Source organism: Variovorax sp. AC194 (genome assembly GCF_979257995.1).
On sequence record NZ_OZ409823.1, the window covers coordinates 4,327,640 to 4,350,579 of the forward strand.

A 22,940-nucleotide genomic window follows, 5' to 3' on the forward strand; every position below is an offset into this window, starting at 1 on the left:
GAGCTGGAGCGTTGGAGCGGGTGAAGGGAATCGAACCCTCGTATGAAGCTTGGGAAGCTGCCGTTCTGCCATTGAACTACACCCGCATTGGCAACCCGTTGAATTCAGACGGGTTGCAGACCCAAGCGCGCGATTCTACAGAGGAATCACGGGCGCTCTGCGCCGGGCGTCGCCGCTGCGCGGGGCGGCCCGCATCACTTTCCGCATATCGAAGCACGTTTTTGTTCGTTAACGAAAGAAGCACCGCTGCCTAGCATCCGGCCTCATTCAACCGGTCATGACAGGTCAGCCGCATGTCTTTCGCCAGGGCGCTCGAGCCCATCGCCTTTTCACCCGTTCCGCTCTACACGCAGGTTCGCGAGACGCTGCGCGAGCGCATCCTCGACGGCACCTACGCGCCGCATGCGCAGTTGCCCTCCGAGAGCGAAATGGTCGCGCTCTTCAAGGTCAGCCGCATCACGGTGCGCCAGGCGCTCAGCGACCTGCAGCGCGAGAACCTGATCTTCAAGATCCCGGGCAAGGGCACCTTCGTTGCCAAGCCCAAGGCGTTCCAGCAACTGGGCCAGCTCGAAGGTTTTGCCGAATCGATGGGCCGCATGGGCTACGAGATCCGCAACCAGGTCACCAGCCACAAGACAGTGCCCGCGTCACCCCGCGTGGCGCAGCGCCTGGGCCTGGCCGAGGGCGCGCCGGTCGCGCAGATCAAGCGCGTGCGGCACCTGAACCGCGCCCCGGTGTCCTACGAGGTGACCTACCTGCCCCACGCCATCGGCGAGCGGCTGCGGCAGGCGGACCTTGCGGGGCGCGACATCTTCCTCATCCTGGAGAACGACTACGGCATCGCGCTCGGCCACGCCGACCTGCAGATCGACGCGATGCTCGCCGACGAACTCCTCGCCCGCTCGCTGAGCGTGCCCGAAGGCACCGCCGTGCTGCGCGTGGAGCGCCTCACGCACACGGCCGAGGGCGCGCCGCTGGATTTCGAAGACCTCTATTTCCGCGGCGATGCGTTCCAGCATCGCCTTCGCATCGCGCGCAGCCACCCCACGAAGGCCCACCCATGAACATCCTCACCCGCACCGTCGACGTGCTGGTCATCGGCGGCGGCACGGCCGGCCCGATGGCGGCCGTGAAGGCCAAAGAAGCCAACCCCAAGCTCGAAGTGCTGCTGCTCGAGAAAGCCAATGTCAAGCGCAGCGGCGCCATCTCGATGGGCATGGACGGCCTGAACAACGCCGTGGTGCCCGGCTTCGCCACGCCCGAGCAGTACGTCAAGGAGATCACCACCGCCAACGACGGCATCGTCAACCAGAAGACGGTGATGGCCTATGCGCGCAACAGCTATTCGATGATCGAGGAGCTCGACCGCTGGGGCGTGAAGTTCGAGAAGGACGAGACCGGCGACTACGCGATGCGCAAGGTCCACCACATGGGCACCTACGTGCTGCCGATGCCCGAGGGCCACAACATCAAGAACGTGCTGTACCGGCGCCTGAAGCGCACGCGCGTGGAGATGTCGCAGCGCCTGGTGGTCACGCGCCTCTTGACGGCGGCCGACGGCAGCATCGCGGGCGCGATGGCCTTCGACTGCCGCACGGCCGAGTTCCACGTGATCCGCGCCAAGTCGGTGGTGCTGGCGACAGGCGCGGCCGGGCGGCTGGGCCTGCCTGCGTCGGGCTACCTCTTCGGCACCTACGAGAACCCGACCAACGCGGGCGACGGCTACAGCATGGCCTACCACGCGGGCGCGGAGCTCTCCGGCATCGAGTGCTTCCAGATCAACCCGCTCATCAAGGACTACAACGGCCCCGCCTGCGCCTACGTGACCGGCCCCTTCGGCGGCCACACCACCAACAACAAGGGCGAGCGCTTCATCGAGTGCGACTACTGGAGCGGCCAGATGATGATGGAGTTCTACAACGAGCTGCAGGGCGGCAACGGCCCCGTCTTCCTCAAGCTGAGCCACCTGGCCGAGGAGACCATCGCCACCATCGAGCAGATCCTGCACACCAACGAGCGCCCCAGCCGCGGGCGCTTTCACGCCGGGCGCGGCACCGACTACCGCGAGCAGATGGTGGAGATGCACATCTCCGAGATCGGCCTGTGCAGCGGCCACTCGGCCTCGGGCGTGTGGGTGGACGAGCACGCACGCACCACGGTGCCGGGCCTGCACGCCGCGGGAGACCTCGCCTGCGTGCCCCACAACTACATGCTCGGCGCCTTCGTCTACGGCCGCCTCGCGGGCGAGAGCGCGGCGCGGCATTGCGCGGAGACCGAGCTGCCCGCGCTCGATGAAGAACAGGTCGCACGCGAGCACGCCCGCGTCAGCGCCCCGCTCCTTCGCAGCGGCGGCCTGCCCCCCGCGCAAGTCGAATACAAGCTGCGCCGCATGGTCAACGACTACCTGCAGCCGCCCAAGGTCACGCGCAAGATGGAGATCGGCCTCTCGCGCTTCGAGCAGATCCACGAAGACCTCGAACAGCTCGCCGCGCCCGGCCCGCACGAGCTGATGCGCGCGATGGAGGTGCATGCGATTCGCGACTGCGCCGAGATGGCCGCGCGCGCCTCGCTCTACCGCACCGAGAGCCGCTGGGGCCTCTACCACCACCGCGTGGACTTTCCCGAGCGCAACGACCGCGACTGGTTCTGCCACACGCAGCTGCAAAAGCGAGGCGACGCGATGGTGAGCTTCAAGCGCCCGGTCGACGCGTACATCGTGCCGCTCGACGCGCACGAGATGTCCGCCTACCAGCACCTGCGCGTGCCCGCCGCCGCGCGCGAGCCGGTCGCGGCCTGACGCCTGCACCACGACAAAAAAGAGAACCCCACATGCCCATCGCCTTCAACCCCACCAGCGTGCCCGTGCGCATCGACGACGACAAGTGCATCGCCCACAAGGGCTGCACCGTCTGCGTGGACGTGTGCCCGCTCGACGTGCTCGCCATCGACCTCATCAAGGGCAAGGCCTACATGAAGTTCGACGAGTGCTGGTACTGCATGCCCTGCGAGAAGGACTGCCCCACGGGCGCGGTCACCGTCGACATCCCCTACCTGCTGCGCTGAGCCGCGGCGCCCGCATTTCAACCCGGAGCATTACGATGAAGACCCAGAGAATCCTGTCCCTGTGGGGCGCAACCCTCGGCCTGCTGCTGACTCTTCCCACTGCGCAGGCCGAGACCATCCGCATCGCCATCGGCACGCAGGACACCACCATCAACTGCGCCACCGGCGGCCTCCTGATCCGCGAGCTCAAGCTGCTGGAAAAATACCTGCCCCGCACCGGCAAGTACAAGGACGCGCAGTACCAGATCGAGTGGAAGAACTTCACCTCCGGCGCGCCGCTCACCAACGAGATGGTCGCGGGCAAGCTCGACCTGGGCTCGATGGCCGACTTTCCGGGCAGCTTCAACGGCGCGGCCTTCCAGAAGGCGGGGCGCAAGAGCATCTTCATCACCGTGCTCTCGGGCAGCACCACGGGCAGCGGCAACGGCATCGTCGTGCCGAAGGATTCGAAGGTGCAGTCGCTCGCCGAATTGAAGGGCAAGACCATCTCCGTGCCCTTCGCCTCGACCGCGCACGGCATGCTGCTGCGCGCCGTGCAGGCGCAGGGCTGGGACCCGCTGAAGGACGTGAACATCACCACCCAGGCGCCCGAGGTGGCGGGCCCCGCGCTGCAGGCCGGCAAGGTCGAGGCGCATGCGGACTTCGTGCCCTTCGCCGAGCTCTTTCCGTACCGCGGCTTCGCCCGCAAGATCTACGACGGGTCGCAGGCCAACGCGCCCACCTTCCACGGCAGCCTGGTCGACGAGGAGTACGCGAAGAAGTACCCCGAGGTCGTCACCGCGTACCTGCGCGCCGCACTGGAGGCCGACCGCCTCGTGGCCGCCGAGCCCGAGAAGTACAGCGAGCTGATCGCCAAGGTCACGGGCATCGAGGCGGAGGTCAACTACCTCTTTCACGGCCCGCTCGGCCTGCAGACGCGCGACCTGAGCTGGAAGCCCGAGTACCGCCAGGCGGTGAAGACATCGCTCGACACGCTGCGCCTCTTGAAGCGCACCGACAACGACATCGACGCCAATGCCTTCGTGCAGGACGGCTACATCCGCACTGCGTTCACGGAGGCGGGCCTGGACTACGACAAGCAACTGAAGAACTACGCCCGCGCCCCGCTGGTGGCCAAGGACGCATCGACCGGCAAGCCCATCACCGACGTGAGCCGCGTGGCCCAGGTGTGGGTCGCAGGCGAGCCGCTGGTGCGCCACTACGCCTCGCCCGAGAACGCGCTGGGCGACCTGCAGAAGCTGGAGAAGGCCGGCAAGAAGGCGCGCGTGGTCTATGCGCAAGACCGCAACAGCGGCAACAAGCTGCTGGCCGCCGATGCGTGGTTCGTGCTCGGCGCCAAGGGCGAGGTCGATGCCTTCCTGCTCAAGGACCAGGCCGAGGGCTGGGCCGCCAAGCACGGCGGCAAGGTGCAGGACTTCGCGGGCGTGCGCGCCGCACTCGCGGGCTGACGCCCTCCTCTGTTTAGAGAACGTCACCATGGCCAGCTCCTTGAACGACAAGCTGCCCCGCGCCGCGTGGCGCATCGCCGCGCTGCTCCTGTGCGTGCTCGCATGGCACCTGGCCACGCGCGAGCGCATGAACCTGGGCTTCATCACTTTCCAGAACGTGCCGCCGCCGCGCGAGGTGGCCGAATCGGCGTGGTCGCTGGTGCAGTCGCCGCTGGTGCTGCAGCACCTGTCGGCGAGCCTTCGCCGCGTGTTCATCGGCTTCGGCCTCGCCGCTGTCGCCGGCGTGGCGCTGGGCCTGGCGATCGGCCGCGCCCGCTGGGCCGAGGACACGCTGCTGCCGCCGCTCGAAGTGCTGCGGCCGATTCCCGCCGTCGCGTGGATTCCGCTGGCCATCCTGATGTTTCCGTCGTCGGAGGCGTCGATGGTGTTCATCACCTTCGTCGGCGCGCTCTTTCCCGTTCTGCTCAACACCGTGCACGGCGTGGAGGCGGTGGATGCGCGCCTGGTCGCCTCGGCGCGCAGCCTGGGCGCGGGCCGCCTCGCGGTGTTCCGCGAGGTCGTTCTGCCGGGCGCGCTGCCCAGCGTCGTTACGGGCCTTGCCATCGGCATGGGCACCGCGTGGTTCTGCCTGGTCACGGCCGAGATGATCTCGGGCCAGTTCGGCATCGGCTACTACACGTGGATGTCGTACACGATCCAGAACTACGCGGACATCGTGGTCGGCATGCTCTTCATCGGCGTGCTCGGCATGGGCAGCAGCGCGCTGGTGCGCCGGGTCGGCCAGTCGCTGATGCCCTGGCGCGCGGTGCAGGAGCAACGCGCATGAAGGCCGACGTGCAGACCGGCCGCATCGCCATCGACGATTTGCGCGTGCGCCTCGGCCAGGGCGCGCAGGCCTTCGATGCGGTGCAGGACATCACGCTCCATGTCGAGCCCGGCGAGTTCGTCTGCCTGCTCGGGCCTTCGGGCTGCGGCAAATCGACACTGCTGGGCGCGCTCGCGGGGCACCTGACACCTGCGAGCGGCGCGATCCGCGTGGACGGCGAGCCGGTGCGCGGACCGCACCCGGACCGCGGCCTCGTGTTCCAGCACCACACGCTCTTCCCCTGGAAGAAGGTGCTCGACAACGTCGCCTTCGGCCTGAAGATGCAGGGCGTCGGCCGCCGCGAGCGCCATGCGCGCGCGCACGAGATGCTGCGGCTCGTGGGGCTGGACGACTTCGCGGGCTTCTACCCCTCGCAGCTCTCGGGCGGCATGCAGCAGCGCGCGGAGATCGCGCGGGTGCTCATCAACCACCCGCGCGTGATGCTGATGGACGAGCCCTTCGGCGCGCTCGATGCGCAGACGCGGCTGATGATGCAGCGCCAACTGCTCGATGCGTGGGCGCGCGTGCGCACCACCATCGTCTTCATCACGCACGACATCGACGAGGCGCTGTTCCTCGGCGACCGCGTGCTCGTGATGGGGCCGCGGCCGGGGCGCATCGTGGCCGAGTTCGCGCTCGACTTCGCGCGGCCGCGCGATCCGTCGCTGGTCACCTCGCCTGAATTCACCGCGCTCAAGCGGCACTGCCTGCAGTTGCTGCATCCGCACGCGGCCGCCAGCGCGCCGCTGGAACGCCTCACGCCGCTGGGCGCGCCCACCGCTGCGCAACTGCGCTTTGCCATCTAGAAAAAGAATGAACCCCTCGACCCTCGACGACCCCGAACTGCAGGCCATTGCCGAACGGCTGGCCTCGCCCGACGCCGAAGTGCGCCGCATCGCCGTGATGGACCTGGGCGACCTCTCCGACGAGGCGCACACGCCGCTGCTGGTCGCGGCCCTGCGCGACGACACGCCGGCTGTGCGCGCCGCCGCCGCGTTGGCGCTGGAGACCATGGAAAACCAGTCCGCCGTCGAAGGACTGGCAGAGGCGCTCGACGATACCGATGCGCAGGTGCGCGAAGCCGCCGCCCACAGCCTGGCCGAGCTGAAGGAGCCCGCATCGGCTGCGTGGCTGCTGCCGCATGCAGGCACCGGGCCGGCGCGAGTGCGCGCCGCCGTGCTGCGCGCATTGCGCGAGCTGCGCGTGCCTGCAAGCGCCGCGCCCGCGCTGGCGGTGCTGCAGGAGCCGCGCGCCGCGCAGGACACCGCCGATGCCATCGCCCTGCGCCGCGAAGCGATCGGCGTGCTCGGCTACCTGAAGCACGCGGCCGCGCTGCCTGCGCTGGCCGCGCTCGCCGCCTCCGACCCCGTGGACGAAGTGCGCCGCGCGGCCGTGGGCGCCCTCGCCTTCGCGGCCGGCGACACCGATGCGCGCGAGGCACTGGAAACCGCGCTGCGCGATGCGAGCTGGCAGGTGCGCGAAGAAGCGGCCACCGCGCTTGGCAAGCTGCAGCAGCCCGCCGCGACCGCCGCGCTGCTCGTGGCGCTGGACGATCCCTACTGGCAGGTGCGCCTGCGTGCGGCCCGCAGCCTGGGGCGGCTGCGCAGTGCCGAGAGCGTCGCGCCGCTGCTCGCCGCGCTGGGCCACAGCATCAGCAACCTGCGCAAGGAAGCCGCGCTGGCGCTGGGCGAAATCGGCGATGCCGCGGCGCTGCCCGCGCTCGAACTTGCTGCGGACGATGCCGATCCGGAAGTGCGCAAGTCCGCCCGGCTGGCGATCGTGCAGATCGGGAAGGCGGGCCATGGCGCCTGAGTCCATCGTCGACCATCGCGCGCGCGCTGCGCTGGAGTTTTGCTGGGGCGATGGGGAGCGGTATCTGGCCACGTACCAGCTGCTGCGGGACAGTTGTCCTTGTGCGGATTGCAAGGTGCTGCGGGCGGCTGGTCGCGATGGCGATGCAGTCGATGTGCAACTCGCGGACATACAGCCGGTGGGGGCCTATGGGGTGCAGTTCGTGTTCAGCGATGGGCACGACCGGGGGATTTTTCCTTGGGTGTTTTTGAGGGAGTTGCTGGGAGCGTGTGTGATCGGCCATGACACCCTGATCAAGTCATAGCCTTTTCACTCCAAGGTCTGGATCTCGGCGGTCCGGCCAATAGCCGGCACTTACGTGGCTGCGCTCAATGTCTGCTTGGACTGGTTGCAGTCAGTCGCCTGAGGGCAGGTGTTGGACAACCCTTAACCGAAGCCGACATCGCTTCTTACCGAAAAGTGGTCGGTCGAGTCGAGAGCCTGGTTCCGGCCCGATCACGACAACATGCGGCCGGCTACATCCGGCCAAGATGAGCCAGTCGCGGCTAGTAGAAGCTGACGCTCAATGGTTGAACCGAGCGGCACGACTCAGTTGATCAGGGTTAAATTTCACTTCTTGTCGGTGAGTGCATTAATGCCTTTGATAGTGAACCTCTTTGAGTAAAGCGGCGATCTAAAGTAGGCAGCCGACGCTCGTGTGCATGATTCAATGAGGTTGCGGACTGCGCCTTCAAGTCCTTCTTCTGCGTAGGCAGTGGACTCATCGTTCGAGTACGGAAGATCGGGATCTCGCGTTATGCACGGAATAGAGGGGTGGCCAATTTCTTCCAAATACTCGAAGAATGCGCTTTTGGCGATGACTGTCCCGAACATGCGCCACGCGTACTTTTTCCCCCAGTAGTACCCCTCCGTGGCTGAATGGGAAACGCGCTGATCGTTCTTCGCTTTCTCGATAGAGAAGTTTCCCCCAGCGATATGCTGTGCGGCTAGAAAGCTCAGCATCGGATTGACCTGTGAAGTGAGCGATAGTGCCGAGAGGTCAATGATGTTTCGGCTAGCCGAGTCGATCGTGTATCCAATGTTGTATCGCTCTCCTTCAGTGATTACCGGCGTCGCGTTAGCCTCAAATTCATAGATAGTGGCTGTAGTCGCGGGGGTGAACTGATGTCGGTACCTGCCGGATGGCAATTTTTTTATTGAATAATTGCTTGCAATTAAATCGTGAATTGTAAAAAGCTCCCTAGACTTCATAATGCGCCTCCCATCTCATAACATCTAACATAAGATTTGCCAAAATCGCGGAATGGCTTCCGCGCGAACAAATCTTTATGACTATTGAGTGTGCAATTCAGAATCCAGCCAACGAGACAAACCGACTGCATCGGATTCCTCAAGGCCGAGCTTATCCACAAGCCGATAATGCCCCATTTTCGGACTATAGGTGCACGATTTTCCTACAGGGTGAAGTAATGAAACCAACACAAGGTCTGTATCGACATTCCAGTCGCTTTCAAAGGATGTTCCTTTAAGGGGGGCGACAACAACGCCAAAACTCCCCCCATTTCCTAAGTCGACTCGTTTAACCAACATGATGTACAACCTATTAAGTGAAAAATCTAATGTAATGTACCCTACAGATCCTGCGTAATCAACTGGAAGATGCGGGCTCGTGAACTTCCGGAGCAGGACTCGCACAACGCTCATCCAGAGTTTTGATTAGCTAGGTTGGGAGTCGCAGACCACATTAAGGAGCAATGCCCTTCGGCGCTTAAGGCCCTCAGCGGTGCTGTGGCCACTCGCCGAAGCAGCCTCTCAACGCCTGAATTAAGCGGAACTGGAAACCGGCGTCGGCTTGAATGAACTGTTAGGCAAGCGATAACCAGCCGTCATTTTCTTCACACCAGTCGTAGAGAATAATTATTTGTTCGAGCTCGTAGAGGCCACGAAACAAATCACCGTAGAGTTTTCGTTCAGTGAAGTTGGCGATTGAGCAGGCGATCTCTGTATTGACGAGGAACTCGTGTGCCATATTATTTCGGTGATTGACGACGCCATCCAGGTAATTGAGAAAATCTGGCCGAAGCCCCCGCTGGCTGAGTTCGTTCTTTGTTTTTCCGAGCGTCCAGCGCTCCATATCTTCCAACGGAACGCTAAACTTACGAGCGAGCAGTCCCTTAAGTCGGAATTCCAAAATTTGAGCCTTACCCATGAATATGGCGTACTGCTCAAGCACGCTCCGACTCTTGTACTGATCAAGCTTGGCGAGAACCTCTTTTTCGATCTGCTCTCTAGATAATGCGGTGACTTTAGGCATATTTTGGTCTTTGTGGCATCAATAAGCATTTAATACTTGACGTGATTGACTTGGTCCGATTTGCCGGGGCTAGTCCTTTTAAAAAAAGATTAGCCTGCACCGCGAACGGCTTGAATAAGGGCCCAAATGTCCTTGTAGTTTGACACGATGCAAGAGAGGACGATTCCAATAATCGCCCACCGCACTGTAGCTCGAACCCCACTTTTGCCCTCCTCTTGTACCGGCCTTAGGATATTTCGATACACGTCATCGTAATTTTCAGCAACCCTCCGAATGCTCTCAAAGTGTCGGCTGATGTCGTCGAGAGGCGATTTGAGGGAGGCAAGAATCGGGTTCCTCTGTAGTTGATCCCTCGCCTCAGCAATGTGCCGCTCCGATTGCGCAATGTCTTCACGTAGTCTATTTGGATCATGCTTAAGAAGGGACTTAACTCTGTCGTCAAGTAGGTTGATTTCACCCGTTATTGCTGACAGGCAGCCGAGAAGATGGTCAAGTGTCTGTCGGCTGACGGAACAAATAACAATCGGTACGAATCCGTCTTCTCCAATCTCTTCATATTGAATAGCGTTGGCCTCATTGAGTTCAAAGAGGTAGTCATTGATACGGTGATCCAGTTCCCATAGTTGGCTTGCAGTTGGTTGCTTAAGGTCGACATTTCGCTCGTCGTCTGCCAGTTTGAGCAAGGTGGCAAGAATCTTCGCTTTAAGACTTGGTTGCTCTGCGATTGGGCGGCTCACTGAATTCCTTCATTGGTGTGGATTAGCCTTTGCATATTCGGCGCTCGGTGATCTTGCCATGAGGTTCATCGCATGTCTTCCGCCTTGCTGCCCTCTGCTATGCGTACATGTGTGTATTCACCTTCCGCATCATTGATATCGCGGTCAGCCTCCCGAACGAGGACATGGCGGTGTCCAGCCCGCTGAACCGAACGATGTTCAGGCGCGAGGCAGGGCTATGAAAGTCTGTTTCCCAACTTGTTTATTCCACAGCTACCAGCGGCTGCTTCCGCTGCAAAGCGAACGCTCGCAACCTATATATCAACGTCAGCTTTGGAGCACCAATCTACCTCTGATCTGCACTCCCGGTCCTGCGGAAATAGCTCATCTCGATGATTGGGCTGGCACATCACGCCCATCACCGCATTGCCGATTGCTCGCGCAGCGCTTCGACAAGCTCAGCGTGAACGGACAGTGATTTCGCCTTGATCTCAATCGCCGTTCGTGGCGGAGGTCACACGCCCGCTGCAAGCAGCAAACATCCGCTGGCTATACTCCGCCCGTCACGTCAAAAACAGGCGTGATCGGGCTTGGACCTCCCGCTGAAATCACTTGCGACGCACGCCGCAGTCACTCTTGCAGTGCCTGTGGCTTTGTTCAAGTAACCAAAGCTCTTGGAGGCCATACATGGCTCACGTTCCCCCGTCCCCCGAACCCTTCGCCCCTCACAGCGCCGCATCGCTCGCGCTCCAGACCTGCGACGACATCGACAGCCTGCACGACGTGCGGCTCGCCTACGCGTGCATCGAGAAGCTCGTCGTTCCGACGCATGCGAGCGACGCGGAAGATGCCTCTCCCCTCCGCACCGAGTTGAGCGCCCTGATGCGGCTGGTGAACGAGGCGCTGCAGCGCCGCATCGAGACGGCCGATGCCACGATGCATGCGCTGCGCCTGGCAGTGAACAAGGCCGACGCGGCGCCGTGCTGAGGTCTTCGGTCGTCGGCGTTCGTCAGAAGGCGCTCTTGACGACGCCGCCATCGACGCGAAGGGCCGCACCCGTGGTCGCCGAGGCGAGCGGACTCGCCACGTAGGCCACGAGCGAGGCCACCTCCTGTGGCGTCGCGAAGCGCTTGATCAGCGAGGTCGGGCGCACGTGGTCGAAGAACTCCGCCTCGACCTGCTCGAAGCTCTTGTCGCTCGAGCGCGCCATGCCCTCCACGAAGTCGCCGACGCCGCGCGATTTCGTCGGGCCGGGGAGCACGCTGTTCACCGTGATGTTCGTGCCCGCGAGCGATTCCGCGAGCCCGCGCGACACGGCGAGCTGCGCGGTCTTGGTCATGCCGTAGTGAATCATCTCGGTGGGGATCTGCACCGCGCTTTCGCTCGAGATGAAGATGATCCGCCCCCAGTTCGTGCGCTTCATGTCCGGCAGCACCAGGCGTGCAAGGCGCACGCCGCTCAGGACGTTGACGTCGAAGAAGCGCTGCCAGTCTTCATCGGGAATGTCTTCGAAAGCCTTGGCCTCGAAGATGCCCAGGTTGTTCACCAGGATGCCGATGCCGGGGTGGCGGCGCACGGCTTCCTCGGCAGCATCGGCCCGGCTGAGGTCTCCGGCGTAGCCGAGAACGGTGCCGTTCGTTTCCGAGCGGATGCGCTCTGCCGCCTCGTCGACCGCCGCCTGCGACCTGCCGTTGACGATGACGCTCGCGCCCTCCTGGGCCAGCGTGCGCGCGATGGCATAGCCGATGCCTGCGGTGCTGCCGCTTACCAGCGCGAGCTTGCCGTTGAGTTGAAGGTCCATGTCGATGCTCCTTGGTCAGTTCGAGGTTTGTGTCCGTTGGCGGCATGCGGTGGGCACCCGCCGTTCGGCGACGGGGCCCATTTTTCGCTATGCCAGGAAGTTGATCAACGCCGGAATGACCTGCTCCGGCGCCTCTTCCATGAGCCAGTGCCCGGACCCCTTGACGATCACGCCCTGCACGTTGGTCGCCACCATCCTGCCCTGCTCGATCAAAAAGGTGCCGCCGGCCTTCTCGCCGGAGAGCACCAGCATGGGCATGGGCAGCGGCGTCTTGCCCAGTTCGGCGAACTCGGCCGCGTCCTGCTCGAAGGCCTTGAAGTATTCGAATCCGGCGCGCATGCCGCCGGGCTGCGCGTAGGCCTTGGCGTAGAACCGGCGATCGGCCTCGGGCACCGAGTGCTTGGGGTCGGCCGCAAAGTCGTTCCAGAAGTGCTCGAAGTAGATGCGCTCGCGCCCGCTCACGAGCGCCAGCGGCGTCTTGCCGTGGAAATGGAAGTGCCAGAGGTCGCGCAGGAGCCAGACGTTCTGCCATTGGCCGATGCCGGGCAGGAAGGCGTCCATGAGCACCACCTTGTCGGTCTCCGAAGGGAACTGGGCGGCATACGCGTAGGCCACCATCAGGCCGATGTCGTGGCCGACGATGCTCGCGCTGCGGATGCCGAGCGAGCGGACGAGCTCGTGGATGTCGACGGCCATGTTCTTCTTGCCGTAGCCCGTCTCGGGCTTGGACGAACTGCCGGCTCCCCGAAGGTCGGGCACGACCACGGTGTGCGTTTTCGCGAGCAGCGGCATCAGCGGGTTCCACATGTGCGCGGTCTCGGCGTAGCCGTGCAGCAGCACGACGGCCGGCCCGGTGCCGCCGATGCGGTAATGGATGCGGGTGCCGTTCACCTCTGCGGAGCCCGCGCGAAAGCCCGGCACCGCGTCGGCGGCAGGTGCGGCGTGCGCTGCGGAGCCCACCGTCAGGGTGGCGCCGAGCGCGACTGCGCCGGCAATCAGCGAGCGGCGGGTGGGTGCGGGGGTGAGAGTGGCATCGGTCATTTTCGAAGGTCCTTTCTGTTGGGGATGGCGTGAATTTATGATTCAGCTTCGCTTTCAGGAAGGGCGCAAAGATGGTTAAATCATTCAGCTTTACTGAATGATCAAAGACCGCCCCCATGGACCGATTGCGCGCGTACGAGGTCTTCGTCACCGTCGTGGCGAAGGGCAGTTTCACCAAGGCGGCGGACGCGCTGGACACCTCCCCGGCCAATGTGACGCGCTACGTCAACGAGCTGGAAGCGCACTTGCGCACGCGGCTGATCAACCGCACATCGCGCCGCCTGTCGCTCACCGAAGGCGGCGAAGCATTGTTCGAGCGGGCCACGTCGATCCTTGAAGAAGTGGCGGAGACCGAGGCGCTGGCCACCACCGCGTCGCTCCAGCCCCGTGGGCGCCTGCGCATCAACGCGCCGCTGAGTTTCGGCAGCCTCGTGCTGGCGCCCCTGTGGCCCAAGTTCATGGCGATGTACCCGGATGTGGAGCTCGACATCGCGCTCATCGACCGCGTGGTCGACATCGTCGAAGAGGGCTACGACCTGGCCATCCGCATCTCTCGCACCACGTCGGGCAACCACATCGCGCGCCGGCTGGGCGGCTCGCAGAACCTGGTCTGCGCTTCGCCCGCATACCTGGCGACCCATGGCATGCCCAAGGTCCCGGCGGACCTTTCGCGGCATGCGTGCCTGGGCTACACGTACGGTGCGACCTCCGACGAGTGGCAGTTCGCCGGCCCCGGCGGGACGCTGGCATCGGTGCGCGTGCGCTGGGCCCTGCGTGCCAACAATGGCGAGACCGCCCGCGCCGCGGCGCTCGCTGGTGCCGGCGTCATCTGGCAACCGAGCTTCGTGATCGGCGAGGATGTGCGGGCCGGTCGATTGGTCGAGGTCATGACCGGTTATCACATGCCGCCCGTCGACATCCTGGCGATCTACGCGAGCCGCCGCCATCTGAGCGCGAAGGTGCGGGTGATGGTCGACTTTCTGGTCCACGCGTTTCACGGCTCGCCGCTGGTGGTGAAATGAATCGACGCGGCGCCATGCCGAGGTCTTCGATCGCCGGCTTGGCGCCGCCGCGATCCGTGCACTGAACCCGGCAGCCTCACCGCCCCAGGATCAACACCCCGAGCAGCACCACCGACACGATCGCCAGCAGCGCGGTGGTGCCCTGCCAGAAGCGCACGGGGTGCCTTTCGATCAACGGCGGCAGGCGCGGGCGCAGAAACTCCTGGCCCGGCGCCCGCAGGTCGTGCGCGAGTTCGGACACGGCCTCCTGCCGCTTCAGCGGATTCGGATTCAGCGCCTTCTGCAGCACCGCATCGACCCACTCGGGCAGCTCGGGCCGCAGGTGGCGCGCCGGCACGTAGCGCAGCCGGTTCACATCGGCCGGCGACCGCACGCGCGACGCGTGCAGCCCGTAAGGCAGCTGGCCCGTGAGCATCTGGTAGACGATCACCGCCATCGAGAACAGGTCGGACCGCGCACTGCCGCCCTGCCCCGTGAAGTACTCGGGTGCCGTGTACTGCAGCGTGCCCGTGATCGCGAGCGGCCTGCCCTCGCCCGCACCGTCGGCGAGCCCCGCCACATGCGTCGTCGCGAGGTCGATGATCCGCACGGTGCCGGTGCGATCGATCATCACGTTCTCGGGGCGCACGTCCTGGTGCAGCATCTCCTTGCCGTGCAGCGCCTGCAGGCCGCTCGCGAGCTGCTCGGCGATGCGGCGCACGCTGTCGAGCGATGGCTTCGGGTGGTCGACCATCCATTGCGCGAGCGTCTGGCCATCGACGTATTCCATCGCGACGTACAGGTGCCCGCGCGCGCGATCGATTGCGCTGGCCTTCAGCACATGCACGTTGTCGATGCGCCGCGCCACCCATTCCTCGAGCACGAAGCGGTCGAGGTATTCCGGGTCGTCGCGCAGGTCGACCGACGGGAGCTTCAGCACCACCTGCTGCCCGCTCGCGTCGTCCACCGCCAGGTGCACATGGCTGCGCGAACTCACATGGAGTTCGCGCACGAGCGTGAAGCCTTCGAAGCGCGCGCGAGGCGCGAGCGGCGGCGCGATGGCGAGGCCCTCGCGCTGCAGGGGCAGCGGCGCGGCGTCGGCGGGCGGGAGTTCGTCGATGCGCACGAGCTGCACCGTGCAGTCGTCGTCGCTGCCACGATGTCGCGCGGTCTCGGTGAGAAGGCGCGCGGCTTCGTCGAAGTCGTCGCCGCACCGCGCGATCGCGTCGTGCACCGCGGCGGCATCGAGGTACGCATAGGCGCCATCCGTGGCCAGCAGATAGACCTCGCCCACCTCCGCCTCCCAGCAGCGGTAGTCGATCTCCACGTTCGGCCCCGCGCCCAGCGCGCGCCCGAGGTACGACTCCACCGACGACAGGTGCACGCGGTGGTCTTCGGTCAGTTGCTCCAGCCCGTTCGCATGCAGGCGATGGATGCGCGCATCGCCCACGTGCAGCATGTGCACGTCGCGGCCCTTGAAGATGAGCGCGCTGAAGGTGCAGACGTAGCCGCTGTCCTTGTCGAAGCGCGCGTCGCTGCGCATGGTCTGCGCGTGCAGCCACGAGTTGGTGGCACTCAGCACGCGCTGGGCCGCGCGGCGCACCGACCACGCATCGGAGGTCGCGTAGTAGTCGTCCAGAAAGCCCCGCACCGCCGCCGCGCTCGCCACCTGGCTCACGCGGCTGGAGCCGATGCCGTCGGCCAGCGCCACCGCGATGCCCTTGGACAGGCGCAGCGTGCCCTCGGGCAGCATCGCGCCGTGGAAATCCTGGTTGACCTGGTTGACCTGGTTCGCTGCATCGGGCTTGGCCAGCGAGTGCTGGCCGAGCGCAACGCGCAGCGCCTTGTGCGTGGGCATCAGCATCGAAGCGATGCGTGTGCGTCTGAGCGACCGGCGCTCAGCTGGCCTTGCGCTTGGGCGCCGTCTTGTAGTGCGTCGAGTACAGCGTCAGCCCCACGAAGGTGAGGCCGCCGACGAGGTTGCCGATGACGGTGGGAATCTCGTTCCAGATCAGGTAGTCCATCAATGTGAACTTGCCGCCCAGCAGCAAGCCGGTGGGGAACAGGAACATGTTGACGATCGAGTGTTCGAAGCCCATGTAGAAGAACACCATCACCGGCATCCACATGCCGATGGCCTTGCCCGACACGGTGGTGGACATCATGGCCGCGACCACGCCGGTGGAGACCATCCAGTTGCACATCACGCCGCGGATGAACAGCGTCAGCATGCCGGCCGCGCCGTGCGCCGCATAGCCCACGGTGCGGCCTTCGCCGATGTGGCCGAGCTTCTCACCGATGGCGTTGGGCGCCTCGCTGAAGCCGAAGGTGAAGATGATCGCCATGAAGACGGCCACCGTGAGCGCGCCCGCGAAGTTGCCCACGAACACCAGGCTCCAGTTGCGCATGACGCCGCCCCAGGTGGCGCCGGGGCGTTTGTCGAGCACCGCGAGCGGCGCGAGCGTGAACACGCCCGTCAGCAGGTCGAAGCCCAGCAGGTACAGCATGATGAAGCCGACCGGAAAGAGCATCGCGCCCACGAGCGCATTGCCGGTGTTCACGGTGATGGACACGGCGAAGGCCGCGGCGAGCGCGAGGATGGCACCGGCCATGTAGGAGCGGATGAGCGTGTCGCGGGTGGACATCAGCAGCTTGGATTCGCCGGCATCGACCATCTTGGTCACGAACTCGGCGGGGGCTAGGTAGGCCATCAGGGTTCCTTGAAGAAGCGGGGAAGAGAAAGAATCGAAAGAATCGAAAGTGCGCGGCTCAGCCGAGCGCGACCAGCACACGGCCTTCATGCACGCGCACCGCATGCGCGCGCACCGAGTACTCGGGCGCTTCGAGGCATTCGCCGCTGCGCAGGTCGAAGTGGTTCTTGTAGAGCGGCGAGGCGACGACGATGCGCTCGCCCAGGCTGCCCACGAGGCCGCGCGACAACACGCTGGCGTTGGCCTTCGGGTCCACGTTGTCGATGGCGTAGAAGGCCTGTTCCCGGCCCACGTTGAAGATCGCGACATGCACGCCCTCCACGAGCGCGCAGACGCCGGTGTCGGGGAGGATGTCGGTGGCCGCGCACACGGCGGTCCATTGGAGGGTGTCGGTGGTCATCGTGGAGATCCTCGGTTTTCGTCAGACGGTTTCGGCATCGGCTTCGGTGCTGCGCTCTTCGGCGCGGGCCGGGCGGATCTGGCCGCGCTCCTTCACGAACACGATGTGCTCGTCGGGCTTCTCGCTGTTGACGAAGGAGCGAAAGCGCTGGCGCACGGCGGGGTCGTTCACCGCGGTCTTCCATTCGCACTGGTAGGTGTCGACCACGTTCTGCATCTGCGCTTCGAGTTCGCCCGTGATGCCCAACGTGTCTTGCAGCAGCACACCCTTCAGGTAGTCGAGGCCGCCTTCGAGGTTCTCGCGCCAGGTGCTGGTGCGCTGCAGGCGGTCGGCCGTGCGCACGTAGAACATCAGGAAGCGGTCGATCAGCTGGATGAGCTGCGCCTTCGTGAGATCGGAGGCGAAGAGCTCCGCGTGGCGCGGCTTCATGCCGCCGTTGCCGCAGACGTAGAGGTTCCAGCCCTTCTCGGTGGCGATGATGCCCACGTCCTTGCCCTGCGCCTCGGCGCATTCGCGGGTGCAGCCCGAGACGCCGAACTTGATCTTGTGCGGCGCGCGCAGGCCCTTGTAGCGGTTCTCCAGTTCCACGGCCAGGCCCACGCTGTCGTCCACGCCGTAGCGGCACCAGGTGGAGCCCACGCAGCTCTTCACCGTGCGCAGCGACTTGCCATAAGCGTGGCCCGATTCGAACCCCGCGGCGATGAGCTCTTCCCAGATCGAGGGCAACTGCTCCACGCGCGCGCCGAACATGTCCACGCGCGCGCCGCCGGTCACCTTGGTGTAGAGGCCGTATTTCTTGGCGACCTGCCCCACGGCGATGAGGCCATCGGGCGTGACCTCGCCGCCGGGCATGCGCGGCACGACCGAGTAGGTGCCGTCCTTCTGGATGTTGCCGAGGAAGTAGTCGTTGCTGTCCTGCAGGCTCGCGAGGTTTTTCTTCAGCACGAACTCGTTCCAGCACGAGGCGAAGATGCTCGCCGCCGTGGGCTTGCAGATGTCGCAGCCCAGGCCCTTGCCGTGTTTGGCCAGCAGGTCGTCGAAGGTGCGGATCTCGCCCACGCGGATGAGGTGGTAGAGCTCCTGGCGCGAGTACGCGAAGTGCTCGCACAGGTGGTTGTTCACGGCCATGCCGCGCTTGGCCATCTCCACCTTCATCACCTGCCCCACCAGCGCCACGCAGCCGCCGCAGGTGGCGCCCGCCTTGGTGCAGGCCTTCATCTCGGCGACGGTGCAGGCGCCCTCGCCCACGGCCGCGCAGATCTGGCCCTTGGTCACGTTGTTGCAGGAGCAGATCTGCGCCGTGTCGGGCAGTGCATCGACGCCGATGCCGGGCCTCGCCTTGCCATCGCTCGAGGGCAGGATCAAAAACTCCGGGTCCGCCGGCAGCGCGATGCCGTTGAGCGCCATCTGCAGCAGCGTGCCGTACTCGGCTGCATCGCCGACCAGCACCGCGCCCAGCAGTTGCTTGCCGTCTTCGCTCACCACGATCTTCTTGTAGATCTGCTTGTGCTCGTTGATGTACTGGTAGGCGCGCGAATGCGGTGTCTTGCCGTGCGCGTCGCCGATGCTCGCGACGTCCACGCCCATGAGCTTGAGCTTGGTGCTCATGTCCGCGCCGATGAAGGCGGCGTCCTGCTGGCCGGCGATGTGTTTCGCGGCAACGCGCGCCATGTCGTAGCCGGGTGCGACGAGGCCGAAGGTCTGCTCGTTCCACGAGGCGCATTCGCCGATGGCGTAGATGTCGTGATCGCTCGTGCGGCAGTGGCTGTCGATCGCCACGCCGCCGCGCGGGCCGATGGCCAGCACCGACTGGCGCGCCAGTTCGTCGCGCGGGCGGATGCCGGCGGAGAACACGATCATGTCGGTCTCCAGGTAGGTGCCGTCGGCGAACACCATGCGGTGCCGCGCGGCGGCGCCGTCGACGATCTCCACCGTGTTGCGGCCCGTGTGCACATGCAGGCCCAGCGCCTCGATGCTGCTGCGCAGCGCGCGGCCGCCGCCGTCGTCGACCTGCACGGCCATGAGGCGCGGCGCGAACTCGACCACGTGCGTCTCCAGGCCCATGTCGCGCAGCGCCTTGGCGCATTCCAGGCCCAGCAGGCCCCCGCCGACGACCACGCCACTCTTGGAGCGCGCGCCGCAGGCCTTCATCGCTTCGAGGTCTTCGATGGTGCGGTAGACGAAGCAGTTGGGCCGGTCGCGCCCGGGCACGGCGGGCACGAAGGGCGAGGAGCCCGTGGCCAGCACGAGTTTGTCGTAGGCCACCACTTCGCCTTCGGCGGTGGTGAGCGTGTTGTTGCGGCGCTCGATGGCCACGGCCTTGGCCGCGAGGCGCAGCGTGAAGCCGCTGCGCTCGAAGAAGCCTGGCTCCACCAGCGACAGATCTTCGGCGGTCTTGCCCGCGAAGAATTCGGAGAGATGCACCCGGTCGTAGGCCGCGCGGGGCTCTTCGCAGAACACCGTGACCTCCGCCTGCGCGACGCCGAGTTCGTGGAGCTGCTCTAGAAACTTGTGGCCCACCATGCCGTGGCCAATGACTGCGATTTTCATGTCGGATCCTGCGTTCGGTGCAGCCGGCCATGCGTCAGTCCGCCGAGGACCCCGTCGGGAAGACGGCAGTCAGGCGAGCCCCCGCAAGGGACGGATGCGAATCGGGTTGGAACGGACGCACTGCCGGCCTTGGTTGAACAAAGCTTGCAGTGCGCTCGGGTCCGCCGTCGTTAGCGGAGGCACTGTGAGTGCCGCGGCGGCGTTGCCGCGGAACAGTGCAAGACCCTGCGCAACATCCGTGCCAGGCGATTCAGCCGAGGGTCGGGTCCCCAGCCCTCAGGTCGCACAAAGATGGCGCCGCCGCGGGTCTGGCGCGCGGCGGCGTGCGCCGTTGTGGCGCATGCGTCGTCCCGTTTGGTGCAGGAAAGCGAAGGCGCTCAGCGCAGGTAGCGCCCGCCCGGCGCCACCATCACCAGCTCGACGAAGTGCGAGCCGTGGTGGTTCTCGGGGCTGTAGTCGACCGTGTAGCCGCCGATGTCGGCCATGCGCATGCCCTCCATCGCCGCGACGAGCTTCTGGGGCGTCACGCCCCTGCCGGCGCGCTTCAGGCCCTCCAGCAGCACGGTGATGTTGAGGTAGCCGAAGAAGTGGTCGTAGTCCACCGGCAGGTCCGCGGCCGCCATGGCCGCGTGGTAGTTGCGCGTGAGCGTGCTCGTGGCGCGAAAGGGGTACGGCACGATCTGCGCGACGGCCAGGCCCCGCGCCTCGTCGCCGAGCGCTTCGATCAGCGTGCGCGAGTTGGCGATGCTCACGCAGTAGATGGGCGCGGCGATCTTCTGCCGCGCCGCCTTGACGAACGGCACCATCGACGGCCCGAAGGACATGAAGATCAGCGCCCGCGGCTTGGCGGCCGCCAGCGTGGCGACGGCGGCCGCCGCATCGCTGCCGCTGACTTCGAGCGGCACCTTGGCCACGAGCGTCGCGCCCAGCTCCTTGCAGGTTTCCTCGACCACGGGCGCCATGAGCTGGCCGAAGGGGCTGTTCTGGTAGACGAGGCCGATCTCGGCCTGGTGCAGCGTGACGAGGTTGCGCACCATCTGCACCACCTCGTCGCGGTAGCTCGCCATGGTCGTGAAGAAGTACGGGTTGTGCTTGGCGCGCAGTGCGGGCGAGCCGCTGTACACGCCCACGAGCGGCACCTTTTTCTCCACGAGCAGCGGCAGCACCGCGCCCGCGCCGGCCGTGTTGGTGAGGCCGAAGAGCGCGACCACGTCGGGGCGCGCGAGCAGCTCCTTCGCGTTGGACACCGTCTTCTGCGCGTCGTAGGCGTCGTCCAGCGTGACGAGGCTCACGCGCCGGCCCTCGACGCCGCCCTTTTGGTTGAACGCCTCCAGCGCCATCTCCTGGCCGCGCAGCACGGCCCGCAGCGTGGGCGCGAGCGGGCCACTCAGATGGGCGCTCTGGCCGATGACGATGTCGCCGCCGGGCTTGGTTGCGGTGGAGGCCGTGGTGGCCGTGGTGGCTGCGGTCGTGGCAGCGGAGGCGGGCCGTGCCGCCATGCCGAGGGCCGCACAGGCCATCGAAATGGCCGCTCGCCGCCGGGTGATCGGACGCACCGGTTCCTGGGTCATGAATGTCTCCTCGTTCTTGTTGAAGGCGCCGGATGCTGCGGCCCTTGCGAGGTCTGACAATGTCCTTTGGGCGACAACGCGCCCGAAAAAGTCGGCTGGGTTGCCTACTTTTTCACTAACCCGCCCGCCCGAGTGCTACCAATAGTGAAAACAAAGGGTTGCACCTCTTGATGGGCCCGGCCGGCTTGTTTTATGGCGCCCCGGGCCTCATGCACGAACGCTTCGGCAAGCTCTCCAACGCCCTGCGGCCCGCAATTGCGCGCTGCTACATTGCTTGCCGTTCGCACATCACTTGGAAACGCAATGGCCAGCCCACGGGGAAGCATCGACAAGCAGCACTTGGAGGCACTGTCCGATTTCAGGTTCAGGCTGCGCAGCTTTCTGCGCTTCAGCGAAGACGCCGCGCGGGCCGAGGGCATCACGGTGCTGCAGTACCAGCTGATGCTTCACACGCAGGGTTTCGCGGGCCGCGAATGGGCCACGGTCAGCGAGATCGCAGAGCGATTGCAGGCGCAGCCGCACGGCGTTGTGGCGCTCGTGTCGCGCTGCGAGGAGGCGGGGCTGGTCAGGCGCAAGCCCAGCAGCATCGACCGGCGGCAGGTCGAGGTGCACCTCCTGGCCGCGGGGCGCAAGAAGCTGGAGCGGCTCGCGGTGCTGCACGAAGACCAGGTGGCGCAGCTGGCGCAAGTGGTCGCGCTCGCGCGCAGGGGCGGCGCGTAGCGGACCGGAACCCGCGGCCGGCCCGCCGCAGCGGGCGTCAGCGCCCTGCCGACACCTCGATCTCCACGCGCCGGTTCGGCGCCAGGCAATCGATCAGCGCCGCGCGGCTGGTTTGCGCGCACTGCACCTTCGGCTCCGATTCGCCCTTGCCCTGCACCTGCACGCGCTCGGCCGGCACGCCGGCCTGCACGAGGTAGCCGCGCACGGTCTCGGCGCGCGCGAGCGACAGCGCCTGGTTGTAGCTCGCGCTGCCGAGCCGGTCGGTGTGGCCGGTCACGCGCACCGCATCCACCGGTTGCGCGCTGGCCTTGATGTCGCTGGCCAGCGCATCGAGCTTGCGCCGGCCTTCGGGCAGCAGGTCGGCGAGCGAGCGGCCGTCGAAGCGAAAGAGCCCGTCGGCGCCGAGCGTCGTCGTCTTCGCGGGCGAGGACTGAATGACCGCGGCAGGCCTCGCGGCCACGGGCGCCGGCTTCAGCAAATCGGCGCAGCCCGGCCCCTTCCAGTACATGCCGTTGGTCAGCACGTCCGCGTTGTAGCGGACCATGTACTGGCAGGTGATGTACGCCGGCCCCGCGCCGGTGCGGAAGTGAAAGATGTAGTTCCACTCGCGCACGCCGCCCAGCCCTTCGCTGAAATGCGGATAGCCCAGCAGCCCGCGCACCTGGTCCTTGCCCATGCCGGTGTGCATGGCGCGCAGCGCCTCGATGCTGGGGAAGGCGCCCTGCTGCCACTTTGCGGAATCGAGCGCGGGAAAGTCCGCGTCCTTCGGCGGCGCCGGGTTCTCCGCGGCGGCGCGGGCCTGCATCTCGGGGGTGATGGTGTAGCTCGCGCAGCCGGCGGCCGCAAGCGCGGCGAGGCAGAGGGTGGCGCGGATCGCGCGGATCGCCAAAGAGGTCCTGGCTTGTGAATGCTTGTTCATGGTGAGTT

At 65.6% G+C, this 22,940-nt stretch carries 22 protein-coding genes and 1 tRNA gene; 11 read left to right on the forward strand and 12 right to left on the reverse strand.

Annotated elements, in window-relative coordinates; all coding sequences use genetic code 11:
* Positions 1-12 precede the first annotated feature (12 nt).
* Positions 13-86 (reverse strand) — tRNA-Gly (locus ACZYRS_RS20650).
* Between the two features lie 207 nt (positions 87-293).
* Between ACZYRS_RS20650 and ACZYRS_RS20655 the strand changes: the two genes are divergently transcribed.
* The 8 genes from ACZYRS_RS20655 to ACZYRS_RS20690 are packed head-to-tail and all read left to right on the forward strand — an operon-like array spanning position 294 to position 7,492.
* A complete protein-coding gene (locus tag ACZYRS_RS20655) occupies positions 294-1,064 on the forward strand; it encodes a GntR family transcriptional regulator (RefSeq protein ID WP_463420743.1) in 771 nt (256 codons plus the stop codon).
* On the forward strand, positions 1,061-2,797 hold the full coding sequence (locus ACZYRS_RS20660) for a fumarate reductase/succinate dehydrogenase flavoprotein subunit (protein WP_463420744.1): 1,737 nt from the start codon (positions 1,061-1,063) through the stop codon (positions 2,795-2,797). The genes ACZYRS_RS20655 and ACZYRS_RS20660 overlap by 4 nt, the downstream gene beginning before the upstream one ends.
* Positions 2,798-2,829: 32 nt before the next feature.
* Positions 2,830-3,063, forward strand: a complete 234-nt coding sequence (locus tag ACZYRS_RS20665; RefSeq protein ID WP_463420745.1) for a 4Fe-4S dicluster domain-containing protein — start codon at positions 2,830-2,832, stop codon at positions 3,061-3,063.
* A 35-nt stretch (positions 3,064-3,098) separates the two neighbouring features.
* Positions 3,099-4,511 (forward strand): ABC transporter substrate-binding protein, encoded by a 1,413-nt coding sequence (locus ACZYRS_RS20670; RefSeq protein WP_463420746.1) that lies wholly within the window; start codon positions 3,099-3,101, stop codon positions 4,509-4,511.
* 28 nt (positions 4,512-4,539) lie between these two features.
* Positions 4,540-5,337 (forward strand): ABC transporter permease, encoded by a 798-nt coding sequence (locus ACZYRS_RS20675; RefSeq protein WP_463420747.1) that lies wholly within the window; start codon positions 4,540-4,542, stop codon positions 5,335-5,337.
* A complete protein-coding gene (locus tag ACZYRS_RS20680) occupies positions 5,334-6,182 on the forward strand; it encodes an ABC transporter ATP-binding protein (protein ID WP_463420748.1) in 849 nt (282 codons plus the stop codon). The genes ACZYRS_RS20675 and ACZYRS_RS20680 overlap by 4 nt, the downstream gene beginning before the upstream one ends.
* A gap of 7 nt (positions 6,183-6,189) precedes the next feature.
* Positions 6,190-7,188, forward strand: a complete 999-nt coding sequence (locus ACZYRS_RS20685; RefSeq protein WP_463420749.1) for a HEAT repeat domain-containing protein — start codon at positions 6,190-6,192, stop codon at positions 7,186-7,188.
* Positions 7,178-7,492 (forward strand): gamma-butyrobetaine hydroxylase-like domain-containing protein, encoded by a 315-nt coding sequence (locus ACZYRS_RS20690; protein ID WP_463420750.1) that lies wholly within the window; start codon positions 7,178-7,180, stop codon positions 7,490-7,492. Before ACZYRS_RS20685 ends, ACZYRS_RS20690 begins: the two co-directional genes overlap by 11 nt.
* Before the next feature lie 305 nt (positions 7,493-7,797).
* Here the strand turns inward: ACZYRS_RS20690 and ACZYRS_RS20695 are convergent, their stop codons facing one another.
* From ACZYRS_RS20695 to ACZYRS_RS20705, 3 genes are all read right to left on the reverse strand, one after another.
* Positions 7,798-8,439 carry a hypothetical protein gene (locus ACZYRS_RS20695; protein ID WP_463420751.1) on the reverse strand — a complete coding sequence of 214 codons (642 nt, stop codon included), beginning with the start codon at positions 8,437-8,439 and terminating at the stop codon, positions 7,798-7,800.
* Positions 8,440-9,052: 613 nt separating this feature from the next.
* Positions 9,053-9,502, reverse strand: a complete 450-nt coding sequence (locus ACZYRS_RS20700; RefSeq protein WP_463420752.1) for a hypothetical protein — start codon at positions 9,500-9,502, stop codon at positions 9,053-9,055.
* Between the two features lie 89 nt (positions 9,503-9,591).
* The gene (locus tag ACZYRS_RS20705) at positions 9,592-10,239 is read right to left on the reverse strand and encodes a hypothetical protein (protein WP_463420753.1); all 648 of its coding nucleotides are present in this window, start codon (positions 10,237-10,239) and stop codon (positions 9,592-9,594) included.
* 666 nt (positions 10,240-10,905) lie between these two features.
* Between ACZYRS_RS20705 and ACZYRS_RS20710 the strand changes: the two genes are divergently transcribed.
* On the forward strand, positions 10,906-11,205 hold the full coding sequence (locus ACZYRS_RS20710; RefSeq protein ID WP_463420754.1) for a hypothetical protein: 300 nt from the start codon (positions 10,906-10,908) through the stop codon (positions 11,203-11,205).
* A gap of 22 nt (positions 11,206-11,227) precedes the next feature.
* On the opposite strand, the gene ACZYRS_RS20715 is transcribed toward ACZYRS_RS20710, so the two are convergent.
* Complete coding sequence (locus ACZYRS_RS20715; RefSeq protein ID WP_198784379.1) at positions 11,228-12,019, reverse strand: SDR family NAD(P)-dependent oxidoreductase; 792 nt, start codon at positions 12,017-12,019, stop codon at positions 11,228-11,230.
* 87 nt (positions 12,020-12,106) lie between these two features.
* Positions 12,107-13,060, reverse strand: coding sequence for an alpha/beta fold hydrolase (locus tag ACZYRS_RS20720; protein WP_198784380.1), 954 nt, complete (start codon positions 13,058-13,060; stop codon positions 12,107-12,109).
* A gap of 116 nt (positions 13,061-13,176) precedes the next feature.
* Between ACZYRS_RS20720 and ACZYRS_RS20725 the strand changes: the two genes are divergently transcribed.
* Positions 13,177-14,082: a LysR family transcriptional regulator gene (locus ACZYRS_RS20725; RefSeq protein ID WP_463420755.1), complete on the forward strand. Its 906-nt coding sequence runs from the start codon at positions 13,177-13,179 to the stop codon at positions 14,080-14,082.
* 76 nt (positions 14,083-14,158) lie between these two features.
* Here ACZYRS_RS20725 and ACZYRS_RS20730 read toward each other — a convergent pair whose 3' ends face one another.
* From ACZYRS_RS20730 to ACZYRS_RS20750, 5 genes are all read right to left on the reverse strand, one after another.
* Positions 14,159-15,925, reverse strand: a complete 1,767-nt coding sequence (locus tag ACZYRS_RS20730; protein WP_463420756.1) for a protein kinase domain-containing protein — start codon at positions 15,923-15,925, stop codon at positions 14,159-14,161.
* Between the two features lie 34 nt (positions 15,926-15,959).
* Entirely contained in the window at positions 15,960-16,772 is an 813-nt protein-coding gene (locus ACZYRS_RS20735; protein WP_013540903.1) for a formate/nitrite transporter family protein, read from the reverse strand.
* 58 nt (positions 16,773-16,830) lie between these two features.
* Positions 16,831-17,172 (reverse strand): nitrite reductase small subunit NirD, encoded by a 342-nt coding sequence (nirD, locus tag ACZYRS_RS20740; protein ID WP_463420757.1) that lies wholly within the window; start codon positions 17,170-17,172, stop codon positions 16,831-16,833.
* 21 nt (positions 17,173-17,193) lie between these two features.
* Positions 17,194-19,722, reverse strand: a complete 2,529-nt coding sequence (gene nirB, locus ACZYRS_RS20745) for a nitrite reductase large subunit NirB (RefSeq protein WP_463420758.1) — start codon at positions 19,720-19,722, stop codon at positions 17,194-17,196.
* Positions 19,723-20,099: 377 nt separating this feature from the next.
* A complete protein-coding gene (locus tag ACZYRS_RS20750; protein WP_198784385.1) occupies positions 20,100-21,293 on the reverse strand; it encodes an ABC transporter substrate-binding protein in 1,194 nt (397 codons plus the stop codon).
* A gap of 303 nt (positions 21,294-21,596) precedes the next feature.
* Between ACZYRS_RS20750 and ACZYRS_RS20755 the strand changes: the two genes are divergently transcribed.
* Positions 21,597-22,013: a MarR family winged helix-turn-helix transcriptional regulator gene (locus ACZYRS_RS20755; protein WP_463420759.1), complete on the forward strand. Its 417-nt coding sequence runs from the start codon at positions 21,597-21,599 to the stop codon at positions 22,011-22,013.
* A gap of 37 nt (positions 22,014-22,050) precedes the next feature.
* Here ACZYRS_RS20755 and ACZYRS_RS20760 read toward each other — a convergent pair whose 3' ends face one another.
* A complete protein-coding gene (locus ACZYRS_RS20760) occupies positions 22,051-22,932 on the reverse strand; it encodes an OmpA family protein (RefSeq protein ID WP_463420760.1) in 882 nt (293 codons plus the stop codon).
* Between the last annotated feature and the right edge of the window lie 8 nt (positions 22,933-22,940).

What these genes read in the sequence shown, in the direction of transcription:
- ACZYRS_RS20660 (WP_463420744.1), top strand. Translation starts at nt 1,061, where the DNA reads ATGAACATCCTCACCCGCACCGTCGACGTGCTGGTCATCGGCGGCGGC.
- ACZYRS_RS20760 (WP_463420760.1), bottom strand. Translation starts at nt 22,932, where the DNA reads ATGAACAAGCATTCACAAGCCAGGACCTCTTTGGCGATCCGCGCGATC.
- ACZYRS_RS20665 (WP_463420745.1), top strand. Translation starts at nt 2,830, where the DNA reads ATGCCCATCGCCTTCAACCCCACCAGCGTGCCCGTGCGCATCGACGAC.
- ACZYRS_RS20715 (WP_198784379.1), bottom strand. Translation starts at nt 12,019, where the DNA reads ATGGACCTTCAACTCAACGGCAAGCTCGCGCTGGTAAGCGGCAGCACC.
- ACZYRS_RS20755 (WP_463420759.1), top strand. Translation starts at nt 21,597, where the DNA reads ATGGCCAGCCCACGGGGAAGCATCGACAAGCAGCACTTGGAGGCACTG.
- ACZYRS_RS20725 (WP_463420755.1), top strand. Translation starts at nt 13,177, where the DNA reads ATGGACCGATTGCGCGCGTACGAGGTCTTCGTCACCGTCGTGGCGAAG.
- ACZYRS_RS20695 (WP_463420751.1), bottom strand. Translation starts at nt 8,439, where the DNA reads ATGAAGTCTAGGGAGCTTTTTACAATTCACGATTTAATTGCAAGCAAT.
- ACZYRS_RS20675 (WP_463420747.1), top strand. Translation starts at nt 4,540, where the DNA reads ATGGCCAGCTCCTTGAACGACAAGCTGCCCCGCGCCGCGTGGCGCATC.
- ACZYRS_RS20720 (WP_198784380.1), bottom strand. Translation starts at nt 13,060, where the DNA reads ATGACCGATGCCACTCTCACCCCCGCACCCACCCGCCGCTCGCTGATT.
- ACZYRS_RS20730 (WP_463420756.1), bottom strand. Translation starts at nt 15,925, where the DNA reads ATGCTGATGCCCACGCACAAGGCGCTGCGCGTTGCGCTCGGCCAGCAC.
- ACZYRS_RS20710 (WP_463420754.1), top strand. Translation starts at nt 10,906, where the DNA reads ATGGCTCACGTTCCCCCGTCCCCCGAACCCTTCGCCCCTCACAGCGCC.
- nirD (WP_463420757.1), bottom strand. Translation starts at nt 17,172, where the DNA reads ATGACCACCGACACCCTCCAATGGACCGCCGTGTGCGCGGCCACCGAC.
- ACZYRS_RS20735 (WP_013540903.1), bottom strand. Translation starts at nt 16,772, where the DNA reads ATGGCCTACCTAGCCCCCGCCGAGTTCGTGACCAAGATGGTCGATGCC.
- ACZYRS_RS20685 (WP_463420749.1), top strand. Translation starts at nt 6,190, where the DNA reads ATGAACCCCTCGACCCTCGACGACCCCGAACTGCAGGCCATTGCCGAA.
- ACZYRS_RS20690 (WP_463420750.1), top strand. Translation starts at nt 7,178, where the DNA reads ATGGCGCCTGAGTCCATCGTCGACCATCGCGCGCGCGCTGCGCTGGAG.
- ACZYRS_RS20750 (WP_198784385.1), bottom strand. Translation starts at nt 21,293, where the DNA reads ATGACCCAGGAACCGGTGCGTCCGATCACCCGGCGGCGAGCGGCCATT.
- ACZYRS_RS20680 (WP_463420748.1), top strand. Translation starts at nt 5,334, where the DNA reads ATGAAGGCCGACGTGCAGACCGGCCGCATCGCCATCGACGATTTGCGC.
- ACZYRS_RS20670 (WP_463420746.1), top strand. Translation starts at nt 3,099, where the DNA reads ATGAAGACCCAGAGAATCCTGTCCCTGTGGGGCGCAACCCTCGGCCTG.
- ACZYRS_RS20655 (WP_463420743.1), top strand. Translation starts at nt 294, where the DNA reads ATGTCTTTCGCCAGGGCGCTCGAGCCCATCGCCTTTTCACCCGTTCCG.
- nirB (WP_463420758.1), bottom strand. Translation starts at nt 19,722, where the DNA reads ATGAAAATCGCAGTCATTGGCCACGGCATGGTGGGCCACAAGTTTCTA.
- ACZYRS_RS20700 (WP_463420752.1), bottom strand. Translation starts at nt 9,502, where the DNA reads ATGCCTAAAGTCACCGCATTATCTAGAGAGCAGATCGAAAAAGAGGTT.